Here is a 12,324-nt window from a genome sequence, read left to right on the forward strand (position 1 = left end):
CGGGCCGAATGCCGAAAGATTCCAAGAAGGTCGCGTCCGCCGCCATGCCCGCCGACGCGGCACGGCTTCGGTCGACGCGCCGTCTGGCCGGGGCAGCAATGCTGTTCGAGCAGATCTGGCCGACGCTCTTTGCGCTCGCATCGATCCTCGCGGTCTTCCTCGCCTTCGCCTGGTTCGGCCTTTTCGCGCTGCTGCCGGGCTTTCTGCGCCTTGCCGTGCTGGTGGCATTCGCTGCCGCGGCCGGGCTGACGCTCTGGCGCGCCCGCGGGCTGCGCCTAGCCTCCCCGGCGGCGATCGACCAGCGGATCGAGAGCCGCAGCCGCCTCGACCACCAGCCGCTGCAGGTGCAAGCAGACCGGCCGACCGGCACGGACCCGATCGCCCTCGCCCTCTGGCACGAGCACCAGCGCCGCATGGCACTGCGGCTGCGCCATCTCACCGGCGGTACACCGGAGACCCGGACGGAGCGGCTCGACCCTTACGGGTTGCGCGCCATTGCCGCACTGCTGCTCGTCACCGCCTTCGCCTTTTCCTACGGCCCGGTCGGCGGCCGCCTGACCGACGCCTTCGCCTCGCCTGAGGCCTCGCCGCTGCTGGCGGCACGCGTCGATGCCTGGGTGACGCCGCCGTCCTACACCGGCCGCGCGCCGATCTTCCTGACCGATGTGGCGCTCGCCGGGGCCCGGGCAGAGACAGCCGACAGCCCGGCCGCGGCGATCGAGGTTCCCGAGGGCAGCGTCCTGTCGGTGCGGGTGTCCGACGGCAGCGACACCAAACTGACCTTCACGCCGGAGGGTAGCGACGTCGCCGAGGACATCGCGCCGGGTGGCGCCGGCGAACCTGCGGCCGCGGATGTAAATTCACTCGATGCGGACACCACGCCTAGCGACAAGGCCGCCGCTAATTCAGCGGTCGATGCGGGCTCCGTGGCTCGCCCCGCTTCCGGCCAGGACACGGCGGAACGGCCGGCGGCGGGCGAATTCGACGTGCCGCTCGTCGACAGCGGCACGGTTCAGCTCGCCTCGACTTTCCGCACGCTCGGCGACTGGCGTTTTACCGTCACGCCCGACGCGCCGCCGACCATCGCCTTCACCGACGAGCCGGCTGCCGCCCGCAAGGGCGCGCTGGAAATTCCGTTCACCGTTGGCGACGACTATGGCGTTCGCAAGGGGACGGTCGCGATCGAAGTGCGCGGCGCGCAGGCGGCCGGCGCGCGGCCGCTGGTTCCCGTACCGGAGATCACGCTTTCCTTGCCGCGGCGGACCAAGGGCGAGGCGAAGGGACGCACGTCCATCGATCTGACCGAGAGCCCCTATGCCGGCGCCGAAGTTGGCATGACCCTCGAAGCGACCGACGATGCCGGCCAAACCGGACGGTCCGAGACCAAGGTCCTGACCTTGCCCGAGCGGCCGTTCTCCAACCCGCTCGCGCGGGCGGTGGTCGAGCAGCGGCGGATCCTGGCGCTCGATGCCAATGCCGTGCCGCGGGTCACCGAAATGCTCGACGCGGTGACGCTGCGCGGCGAGGACTTCATCGAGAGCGCCTCGGCCTATTTGTCGCTGCGCGCCGCCCGCAGCCGCATCGCCAATGCCGAGGATGACGCGACGCTGGTGTCGGCGCTCGACTTCATGTGGCAGATCGCGCTGGGGATCGAGGACGGCAACCTGTCGCTTGCCGAGAAGAAGCTGCGCGACGCCAAGGAGAAGCTCGCCGACGCGATCGAGAAGGGCGCTGATGACGCAGAGATCGACAAGCTAATGGCCGAGTTGCGCGAAGCCATGCAGGAATACATGCAGGCGATGGCCGAGGCGATGAAGAACCAGCCGCCGATGAGCCAGGAGCAGATGCAGAACGCGCAGGAAATCCGCCCGTCCGACATCGAAAAGATGATGGACCGGATCGAGGATCTTGCGAAGTCGGGCTCCAAGGATGCCGCCCAGCAGCTGCTTTCCGAACTACAGCAGATGATGGACCAGATGCAGGCGATGCAGCAGCCTGGTCAGCAGCAGCAGCAGCAGCAGGATGGCCAGCAGAACGCCATGCGCCAGCAGATGGACAAGCTCGGTGAGATGCTGCGTCAGCAGCAGGCGCTGAAGGACAAGACCTATGAGCTCGGTCGCAAGCAGATGCAGCAGCAGATGCAGGACCAGATGGGCGAAGGGCTGAACAACGAGCCGCAGCCGGGCGAGCAAGGGCAGTCTGGTGAACAGCAGGCTGGCAAGCCGATGACGGCCGATGAGCTGAAGCAAGCGCTGGAGGATCTGAAGAAGCAGCAAGGCCAGCTGCAGAAGGATCTTCAGTCGCTCCAGGACGGCATGAAGGGCATGGGCATGGAGCCCGGCGAATCGCTCGGCGAAGCGGGCAAGGCGATGGGCAAGGCCGAAGGCGCGCTTGGCGAGGGCAATTACGGCGAGGCAGTCGGCCAGCAAGGCCAAGCGATGGAGGCTCTGCGCCGCGGCGCCAAGGACATGATGCAGCAGATGCAGCAGGCGATGCAGCAAGGCGAGGGCCAAGGCCAGCAGCCAGGCCAGCAAGGGCAGATGGGCCAGGGCTTCAGTCAGGGCCAGCAGCGCTCCGGCCGCGATCCGCTCGGCCGGCCGCGCTCCACGCAAGGCGCAGACTTCGGCCAGGACGTGCGCGTGCCCGACGAGATCGACACGCAGCGCGCCCGCAAGATCCTCGATGCGATCCGCAACCGTCTTGGCGACGCGCTATCACCGCAGCTCGAGCGCGAGTATTTGGAGCGGCTGCTGAAGACGCAGTAGCTCCGCTCGGGCGCGGCGCGGAGTCGCGCTTTTCTAACGGGATGGCGGCGCGTCCCGACATCGAAGGCATGGCATGACCACACCCAAGTCCGACTGGGCGCCAGCGCTCTATCTCCGCTTCGAGGAGGAGCGCACCCGCCCCGCCCGCGACCTGCTCGACCGCATCCTGCTGCCAAACCCGCGGCGTGTCGTCGATCTCGGCTGCGGCCCCGGCAATTCGACCGAGCTTCTGGCGAGGCGCTGGCCGGACGCTGAGATTCTCGGGCTCGATACCTCGTCGGCGATGATCGAGGCGGCCCGCCAGCGCCTGCCGGAGTGCCGCTTCGAGATCGCCGACATTTCGGCATGGTCGCCGGAAGAGGCGCCCGACGTGATCTTCGCCAATGCGGTCCTGCAATGGCTGCCCAACCACCAGCAGCTCCTCCCGCGCCTTCTCGCCAGTCTGGCGCCGGGCGGCGTGCTGGCGATCCAGATGCCGGACAATCTCGGCGAGCCCTCGCATGTCGCAATGCGCGACACCGCGGCGGAGCCGGCGTTCGAAGCCTACACCACGGCGGCCGCGGGCGCCCGCACGACCCTCCCGCCGCTCCCGGTAAGCTATGACGACCTTGCAGCGGATGCCGACTTGGTTGATGTCTGGCGGACCATCTACCACCACCGCATGGACGACCCGGCGGCGATCGTCGAATGGCTGAAGGCGACGGGCTTACGACCTTTCCTCGACGCACTGCCGGCCGAGTTGCGACCGGCATTTCTCAAAAGCTACGAGGCGAAGGTCGATGCCGCCTATCCCCAGCGCAGCGACGGACGCCGGCTGCTGGCGTTTCCGCGGATCTTCATCGTGGCGCAGCGGGCACGTTAGCCTCGTAGATCAGTCCTCCGTCATCGGGGTAAGCTGGCGCCCGCCGGCGGCAGGGTAAAACTGCGCTGCTTGGCGGCGGTCATGCCGATTGTCCGGATCCGTCAAGGAAGGACATGAGACATCCGGCTAAATTCCAAGTCAACGGAAGCCAATCGCTCGTTCGCATGCCCGGCCACCGAGCCCTATCGCGTCGGGACCGGCACCTCGCCGCGGTAGTCGTAGAAGCCGCGGTGGGTCTTGCGGCCGAGCCAGCCGGCCTCGACGTATTTCACCAGCAGCGGACACGGCCGATATTTCGGGTCGGCAAGACCGTCGTGCAGGACCTGCATGATCGACAGGCAGGTGTCGAGGCCGATGAAGTCGGCGAGCTGCAGCGGGCCCATCGGATGGTTGGCGCCGAGCTTCATGGCGGTATCGATGCCCTCGACCGAGCCGACGCCCTCGTAGAGCGTGTAGATCGCCTCGTTGATCATCGGCAGGAGGATGCGGTTGACGATGAAGGCGGGAAAATCCTCGGAGACGGTCGTCGTCTTCTCGAGGGTGGCGACGAACTGCTGGGAGGCCTCGAAGGTCGGGTCGGCGGTGGCGATGCCGCGTACCAGCTCGACCAGTTTCATCACCGGCACCGGGTTCATGAAGTGGATGCCGATGAAGCGTTCCGGCCGGTCGGTGGCGGCGGCGAGCCGGGTGATCGAGATCGACGAGGTGTTGGTGGCGAGAATGGCGTCCGGCTTCAGCACCGGGCAGACCGTGGCGTAAATCTTGCGCTTGATCGCCTCGTCCTCGGTCGCCGCCTCGATCACGAGGTCCATCTCCGCGAGATCCTCGACGGCCCTTGCCGGCGCGATGAGGCCGAGCGCCGACAGCCTCTCCTCGGCCGAGATCTTGCCGGAGGCGCGCTGGCGGTCGAGCGTCGCGGCGACCGTGGCGATGCCTTTCTCGGCCCTCTCGGGCGAGACGTCGTAGAGCACGACGCCATAGCCGGCGAGGGCGACGACATGGGCGATGCCCGCCCCCATCTGCCCTGCCCCGACAATGCCGATCTTCCTCAGTCTCTCCGACATCCGTCCATCTTCCGCGTTGATTTTTGGCCCGCTTGCCTTGCGGCCGGTTCAGTCCCGCCCGGCCTGGCGCCGGCGCTGAAACAAACAAGGCCCCGCATCGCTGCGAGGCCCACAATCCTTTCACAAGCCTTCGCGGAGCGAAAGCGGTGAAATTTCCAATCCCCGGCAAGCGGGGCATCACGGCTAGAGCTTGGACTGCAGCTCCGGCAGCAGCGTGAAGAGATCGCCGACGAGGCCGTAATCGGCGACCTGGAAGATCGGTGCTTCCTCGTCCTTGTTGATGGCGACGATGACCTTGGAGTCCTTCATGCCCGCGAGATGCTGGATCGCGCCGGAAATGCCGGCGGCGATGTAGAGGTCGGGCGCGACCACCTTGCCGGTCTGGCCAACCTGCCAGTCGTTCGGCGCGTAGCCCGCATCGACCGCCGCGCGCGAGGCGCCGATGGCAGCGCCGAGCTTGTCGGCGAGCGGCAGGATCAGCTCCTCGAATTTCTCCTTGGAGCCGAGCGCCCGACCACCCGACAGGATGATCTTGGCCGAGGTCAGCTCCGGCCGGTCGGAGGTCGCCAGGCGATCCTCGACGAAGGCCGAGAGCCCCTTGTCGGCCACGGCCTCGACCGTCTCGATCTCTGCCGAACCGCCCTCGCCCGTCGTCGCGAAGGACGCGGTGCGGACGGTGACGATCTTCTTGGCGTCCTGCGAGGTCACGGTCTGGATGGCGTTGCCGGCATAGACCGGCCGCTCGAACGTGTCGGCGCTCACCACCTTGATGACGTCCGAGATCTGCATGACGTCGAGGAGAGCGGCAACGCGCGGCAGGACGTTCTTCACCGTGGTGGTCGACGGCCCGACGATCGCGTCATATTGGCCGGCGAGGCTGACGATGAGGTCGGCCAGCGGTTCGGCGAGGAGGTTGGCATAGGCCGGCGCATCGGCCTGCAGCACCTTGGAGACGCCCGATAGCTTGGCAGCGGCGGCGGCAACGTCGCCGACGCCCGCGCCGGCGACGAGCACGTGTACGTCGCCGCCAAGGGCGGTCGCCGCGGTCAGCGCCTTGGCGGTCAGCTCGGAAAGGCCGTGCGCATCGTGCTCGGCGATGAGAAGCGTGGTCATAGCGAGTTTCCTTTCATCGCTTGGGTCAGAGGACGCCGGCTTCGCCGCGCAGCTTGCCGATCAGCTCGTCGACCGAGGCGACCTTGATGCCGGCGCCGCGCTTGGCGGGCTCGACGGTGGACACGACGGTCAAGCGCGGGGTGACGTCGACGCCGTAGTCGGCCGCGGTCTTTTCCTCCAGCGGCTTCTTCTTCGCCTTCATGATGTTCGGCAGCGAGGCGTAGCGCGGTTCGTTGAGGCGCAGGTCCGCGGTGACGATCGCCGGCATCGTCAGCGCGACGGTCTGCAGGCCGCCATCGACTTCGCGCGTTACGGTCGCTTTGCCGTCCGCGAGCTCCAGCTGGTTGGCGAAGGTGCCCTGGCTCCAGCCGAGCAGCGCCGCCAGCATCTGGCCGGTCTGGTTGCAGTCGTCGTCGATCGCCTGCTTGCCGAGGATGACGAGGTCCGGCTTCTCGACCTCGACGACGCCCTTCAGGAGCTTGGCAACGGCCAGCGGCTCGGTCACGCCCTCGACCTTGATCAGGATGCCGCGGTCGGCGCCCATGGCGAGCGCCGTGCGGAGCGTTTCCTGCGCCTGCTGCGGGCCGATTGAGACGGCGACGATCTCGGTCGCCACGCCCTTCTCCTTCAGCCGGATGGCCTCCTCGACGGCGATCTCGTCGAACGGGTTCATGCTCATCTTGACGTTGGCAAGGTCGACGCCCGTGCCGTCCGGCTTCACGCGGATCTTCACGTTATAGTCCACCACCCGCTTGACGGCGACGAGGATCTTCATCCCGGAACTCTCCTATGACGCGCCCGCGCGGGGCGGGCCAAATGACGGCGGGGATGGCGTGCGTGCGGCTGGCTGCCCCGGTGAATCTGTCCGACCCGATATGATATTTTGACGTAAAGGTCAAAGAAAGTCACCGCAGATGCGGCGATCGAGATCAACTGTGCAAGGGTTTTGAGCCTTCCAATCCGATCTTTCAAGTCTCGGCGCGGCAGCGGCGCGCCTGTCCGCGACGTCGCTCGAATTGACCTCAGTCGTCGAGCACCGGGGGCTTGGCGAACAGCGGCACGCCGCGCCGTCGCAGGACCAAAGTGAGCATCGCCCCGGCAAAGATCCCGCCGGCATGGGCACCATAGGAGACCTCCTTGTCGCCCAGCGCCAGCATGGTGAACTGGTAGCCGATCCACAGCACCAGGAGGACGTAGGCCGGCAGCTTCAGCGGCACGCGGCCAAAGGCCAGCACCCAGATCCAGACACGCGGATGCAGCATCAGATAGGCGGCCGCGACGCCCGAGACCGCGCCCGAGGCGCCGAGCAGCGTCGCCTCCGATTCCGGCATCGACCAGGCATGTGCCGCCGCCCCCGCCGCGGCGCAGAGAAGATAGAACAGGATGAAGCGAAGGTGCCCGAAGGCATCCTCGACATTGTCGCCGAACACCCAGAGGAAAAGCATGTTGCCGAGGAGATGCCAGAAGTCGAGGTGGAGGAAGGCATAGGTGACGAAGGAAAATCCGGTCGGCTGGAGGAGATATTCCGGCGACAGCGCGGCATAGCCGTTCACCACCGCGGGAATGAAGCCATAGGCAAGCTCCGTCCCCGAAACATAGGCGCCGGTCTCGCCGGAAAACGACAGCGCGAGATAGAGCCCCGCACTCAGGAGGACGAGGCCGAGGGTGACGAACTGGAAGCGAATGCTTCGCAGGCGGTTGTCGTCATAGAACGGCAGGAACATTCGCAGCCCGGGGCAAGTGGAGACCGCCATCAAGCCTTGGCAGTCGCCGGAATGCAATGGCTGCAGGCCCCGGGCCGCCGCATCCGCCGCCCCGCATCCCGCGGAACGGCGTATCGAAGGCTCAGAAGACTAGCGAGAAGTCCAACCGCGCGCCGTTGCGCTGCGTGCCGTCGCCGAACTGCCCCTCATAGGACAGGCCGAGGCGGGCATCCTTGCCGATCGCGACGTCGATGCCGGCCCCGAGTAGCGCCGCATTCTCGGCGATCGGGGCGCCGACCACCGTGAAATTACCGGTGCCGGCGAGCGCCAGGCGAGCCGAGGGATCGGTGTCGCCGAAGGCATGCCGCCAGCCGACGTTCGCCGTCAGCGCGGCGTCGATGCCCGGACCTGCAACGGCGCGCGAGAAGCGGAGCCCCAGCGTCGAGAACGTGGTGTCGAGATCCCCGTCCGCCGCCGACAGGGCCGCCGCGCCGCCGCGCTCGGAGAAGCCGTCGACGTCGAGCGAGACATGCGCAAGGCCGGCATACGGCTCAAGGGTGGCAAGGGCCGTGTCGAAGCGGTAGCTGGCCTCGCCGAAAACCTGCAGCGCCCTCGCGTCATAATCGGCGGAGAGCTGGTCCGACACGCCAGCGAAGCCGAGCGAGCGGTCGGTGTCGATGGCATGCCAGGTGTTAATCACCCCGGCGCGCAGGCCGAGCGCGCCGACGCTCGTGCCGGCATAGACGCCGAGGTGGTAATCATCGGAATCGGCCGAGAAGCCGCGGCCGTCGACGTCGAAGCCGGTCTGGCCCCAACCGGCGACAAGGCCGATGCGCATCATGTCGGCCAACTCGGCATCGATGCCGACGAGGAAGCCGCCGCCGTCCGTGTCGGTCGAAGCGGTGCCGCCGTTGCCGTCGGTAGCACTCCAGGCACCGTAGGCCGTGCCCCAGGCTGCAATACCGCGGGGGTCGGGATGAGACGGGTCGCCGGCAAGAGCGGCAGCAGTGCTTTTGCCCGCAGCGATGCCGCCTGAGGCTGCGCGCAGCCGGTCATTGACGATCCCGCCGAGCGAGAAGGACTGCTCGACCAGGGCGCCACGCAAGGCAGCATGGCCTTCACCGGAGAGGCTGTCGAAGGCCGCATTCGCCGCCTCGGCATCGAGCAGCACGAGGGCGTCGTAGACGTCATTGCCGAAGGTCAGCCGGTCGACGCCCGTCGCTACCGCCCGCTGGTTGCGCGTCGCGGCGACGTCGGCAAAGCCGATGTCGTTGCGGTCGAGGCGCAGCGAAACGCTGGTCGCGGTGTAGCCGAGCGTCGGCGACAGGAAGGTATAGCTGGAGGTCGCCTGGCCGAAGCTGCCGACGACGCCGCCGGCCGCGTTGAGGATGGTGTAGGCGGCGGCGGGGCGATAGGTGCCGTTCTCGCCGACATGGAGAACCGACGCACCGTTCAGCGTCGCCGTGCCGGTGACGTCGACGCGGTCGCTGGCCGTGCCTAAGGGATCGACCTCGACCGCATAGACAGAGCCCGCCGCGAAGGTGAGGTTGCCGTCGACGGTGAGCGTGCCGACCGAGTTGCCGGGAGCGAGACGCGCGCCGGTGCCGAGAACCGTCGTCCCGACGGTGCCGCTGCCGCCGAGCGTGCCGCCGGCATCCACCGCGACGCCGCCGCCGAGCCGTCCGTTCACCGACAGAACGCCCTCCTCGACGCGTGTCGTACCGGCGAAGGCCGAGCCGTTGCCGGCATAGATGAGGCGCCCAATGCCGTCCTTGACGAACGCACCTTGCCCCGACAGCGTGTTGGAGAGCGTCGTCGTCTCCGCGGTGTCGAGGACGAGCGTCGCATCCGCCGTGATGGCGCCGCTGCCGAAAGCCGCGCCCGACGTACCGACCAGGCGGCCGCCGAAGACGAGGGTTCCGCCGGCATAGGTGTTGAGCCCGGCCAGCGTCAGCTCACCGGTCCCGGTCTTCACCAGCCCGCCCGGTCCGGAAATGTCGTTCAGCCAGCGATCGGCGGCGGCATAGCCGCCCTTGGAGGCGTCCATGTCGACGGTGACGGTCTGGCGGAAGGCGCCATAGCCGCCGCCGGCGGCAAAGAGGTTCAGCCGGTCATAGCCGAGGCCAATGTCCAGCGGGCCACCGGAGGCGTTCTCGGTCGTCGCCAGCACCTCGCGCCGCTGCTCGGCCGTCAGATAGGAGAAGCGCGTCTCCAGCAGCACCTCGGCATTGGCCGGCACCACGGGGGCGGCATCGGTTGGCCCGATCGCGGCGAAGCCATAGGTGGTCATGGCGTCGTAACGGGCCTTATCGACCTTGAACTGCGCATAGGCCTCGGCCGCCGTCGTCTCGGGATAGCAGAGCGAGACCGAACCGCCGCAGGACGTGGCGAAATAAGCCTGCGCCTGGTCGTAGGCTTCCTGGCGCAGCACCGGGTTCGCCATCAGGTTTTCGATGGCATAGAAGGTCGCGTGCATGCGGCCGCCGATGACGTCGAGGGCCGAATGCATGCCGGCGACGACGCGGTTGTCGCCGAGCTCGGCCGCCCGCATCACGAGATCCGAATATTGCTGCGGCACCGCATAGGCGAGGCCGAGGCCGGCGAGGAAGGCAGCGTTGGTGTGCCCGCTCGGGAAGCCGCCATCGGTCTGCGGCGTCGTGCTCTTGGCCGGCCGGAGCGAGGGCTGCACGATCGCCTTGAGGCTCTGGCCGTCGAGCGACTGGCGATACGGCCGGGGATAGCTGTAGGTCTCCTTGCCCGGCGTCGTCGTCGAATTGGCGCCCCGCAGCGCGCCGACGAGATCGACCACCTTGCCGAGTGCCGACTGGTTGGAGCCGAGGCCGTTGCCGGCATCGTCGAATTTCTGCGTCAGCGCCGCCGCCGGCCGGTCGGTGATGGTGGTGAAGGCGCCGGTGGCCGTCCTGAAACGATCGGCCAGCGGGCCGAGGCCGCTCGTCATGCTGTAGTTCTGGTCGCGGCGGTCGTCGAGATAGGCCGCGGTCTCCTGGGCATCCGTGCGCACGCCGGTCTTCTCGATGCTGATTTCGAGATTGCGCCGCAGCGTGGCCTCGCCCGCCGGCTTGATCGAACCGGTGTTCCACGTCGCCCCCGGCGTCCACAGCGTATCGAAGCCCGACAGGATCCGCACGGCCGCGCCGCGCGGGGCGGCGACATAGGCCTCCTGGGCGGCGGCCTGGCCGACCCCGACAAGGGCGGTGGTGGCGAGAGCCAGGGCGATGAAAGCGGGTTGGGTCATGGTGTCGTGCGCCTGTTGTCCGAACGGTTCGCCCGGAGCGCTAGACACAGTTTGTCACAGACAGATGATAGTCAGGTCGTATTAGTGCTTATCCCGGGGATCGCGGACTGGCAGCCGCCGCATGCCTCGACGATGTGGCCGTCACGCCGCAGTGTGGACCATGGTGGTGCAACCGCGAAGACGCACCAAGAGGTGGCGGGCCGGCTCCACCATCACATTTCGACTGAACATCCTCGTTGTGGGCTTTAAGTTCGCCAGTTTTCAGGCCGTAGACCCCAACGGTCGTCATCCTCGCGCGCAGCGCGGGGACCCATGCCTCAGCGGTTCCACCATCGGTTCACTAACGGAAACGGCTGGCCGAGTGCACCGCCGACGCTTCTTTTACGCCTTGGCATGGGTCCCCGCGCTGCGCGCGAGGATGACGATGCTTCAGAGGTCGGCGACAGTATTGCTCAGAGGTTGCAGGCTATCTTCGGCCTAGAGCTGCTCTCTGTATCGACCTCGGAGACGCTAACGATCGCGCCGCCGAGCCCGCAGAATCGCGCCCGTAAAACCGCTCGGCGGGGCGAAGGTCATGGCTTGATGGTCGGGGCTGGGGTGGCGAACCTTCGAGGGGCGTCCGTCCGAGCGCATGCGTGCCTCCGCCTGATGCCAGTCGGGCAGACCGTCCTCGTCCGTTTCCCCGTGCACGACGGACGCCTCGTCGCACCAGGCGGCAAGCTTCGGCATCGCCTTGCGGTGCGCGCCGTTCAGCATGTAGGCCCGCATCGCCTCGGCATCGTCCCAGCTGGTCAGCGTCCAGAACGTCCAGCCGCGGCCGGGCAGCAGCGATCCCGCCCGGAAACCCGGTGCCTGCTCGACCTGGCGCTGCGTCCGGAGGGCGTGCGGCACGAACAGCGGCAAGAAGCGCCAGGAGCGAAGCTTGAGCCGGGTGACGCTGATGAACGGCATGATCAGCGGCTGGCGCCGGGCACCCAGAGCACGTCGGCTCGGCCTTCGTCATTGGCGATCCGGGCGGCGACGAAGAGGTGGTCAGACAGGCGGTTGATGTAGGTCATCGCCGCCGCCGAGACGGTTTCGCCCTCGGTGCGCACCAGCGCGACCATCAGCCGCTCGGCACGCCGCGCGACGGTGCGGGCGAGATGGAGATGTGCAGAGGCGGGCGAGCCGGCGGGAAGGATGAAGCTCTTTAGCGGCGCAAGGCGCGCGTTCATCGCGTCGATCTCGCGCTCCAGCCGATCGACCTGGGAGGCGACGATCGCCAGCCGCTCATAGGGCAGCGGCTCGGGCGTCTCGGGCGTCGCCAGATCGGCACCAAGGTCGAAGAGGTCGTTCTGGATGGTGGCGAGCATCGCGTCGAGCTCGCCCTCGGTGTAGAGCCGCGCCATGCCGATCGTGCCGTTCAACTCGTCCACGGTGCCGAAGGACTCGATGCGCAGATCCGACTTCACCCGCCGCTCGCCGCTGCCGAGCCCGGTGGTGCCGTCGTCGCCGGTGCGGGTGTAGATCTTGTTCAGCTTGACCATGCGGGAAATGTCTCCGTCGAAATCGCGGGCGGAAC

9 protein-coding genes are annotated in these 12,324 nt (G+C 67.7%); 2 read left to right on the top strand and 7 right to left on the bottom strand.

Annotated features, from left to right (window positions below):
* Positions 1-8: 8 nt before the first annotated feature.
* Positions 9-2,765, top strand: coding sequence for a TIGR02302 family protein (locus ACZLZY_RS20200; RefSeq protein ID WP_472935846.1), 2,757 nt, complete (start codon positions 9-11; stop codon positions 2,763-2,765).
* Positions 2,766-2,838: 73 nt separating this feature from the next.
* Positions 2,839-3,627: a trans-aconitate 2-methyltransferase gene (gene tam / locus ACZLZY_RS20205; RefSeq protein ID WP_472935847.1), complete on the top strand. Its 789-nt coding sequence runs from the start codon at positions 2,839-2,841 to the stop codon at positions 3,625-3,627.
* 182 nt (positions 3,628-3,809) lie between these two features.
* Here the strand turns inward: tam and ACZLZY_RS20210 are convergent, their stop codons facing one another.
* From ACZLZY_RS20210 to ACZLZY_RS20240, 7 genes are all read right to left on the bottom strand, one after another.
* On the bottom strand, positions 3,810-4,691 hold the full coding sequence (locus tag ACZLZY_RS20210) for a 3-hydroxybutyryl-CoA dehydrogenase (RefSeq protein ID WP_472935848.1): 882 nt from the start codon (positions 4,689-4,691) through the stop codon (positions 3,810-3,812).
* Positions 4,692-4,874: 183 nt separating this feature from the next.
* A complete protein-coding gene (locus tag ACZLZY_RS20215) occupies positions 4,875-5,804 on the bottom strand; it encodes an electron transfer flavoprotein subunit alpha/FixB family protein (RefSeq protein ID WP_472935849.1) in 930 nt (309 codons plus the stop codon).
* A gap of 25 nt (positions 5,805-5,829) precedes the next feature.
* Positions 5,830-6,579: an electron transfer flavoprotein subunit beta/FixA family protein gene (locus ACZLZY_RS20220; RefSeq protein WP_472935850.1), complete on the bottom strand. Its 750-nt coding sequence runs from the start codon at positions 6,577-6,579 to the stop codon at positions 5,830-5,832.
* A gap of 247 nt (positions 6,580-6,826) precedes the next feature.
* Entirely contained in the window at positions 6,827-7,558 is a 732-nt protein-coding gene (locus tag ACZLZY_RS20225; RefSeq protein WP_472935851.1) for a rhomboid family intramembrane serine protease, read from the bottom strand.
* A gap of 91 nt (positions 7,559-7,649) precedes the next feature.
* Entirely contained in the window at positions 7,650-10,763 is a 3,114-nt protein-coding gene (locus ACZLZY_RS20230; RefSeq protein WP_472935852.1) for an autotransporter domain-containing protein, read from the bottom strand.
* A 510-nt stretch (positions 10,764-11,273) separates the two neighbouring features.
* Positions 11,274-11,714, bottom strand: a complete 441-nt coding sequence (locus tag ACZLZY_RS20235) for an antibiotic biosynthesis monooxygenase family protein (protein ID WP_472935853.1) — start codon at positions 11,712-11,714, stop codon at positions 11,274-11,276.
* A 2-nt stretch (positions 11,715-11,716) separates the two neighbouring features.
* Positions 11,717-12,289 (bottom strand): cob(I)yrinic acid a,c-diamide adenosyltransferase, encoded by a 573-nt coding sequence (locus ACZLZY_RS20240; RefSeq protein WP_472935854.1) that lies wholly within the window; start codon positions 12,287-12,289, stop codon positions 11,717-11,719.
* Positions 12,290-12,324: the final 35 nt, after the last annotated feature.

The sequence above is a fragment of the Mesocryomonas lacus genome (genome assembly GCF_055730135.2).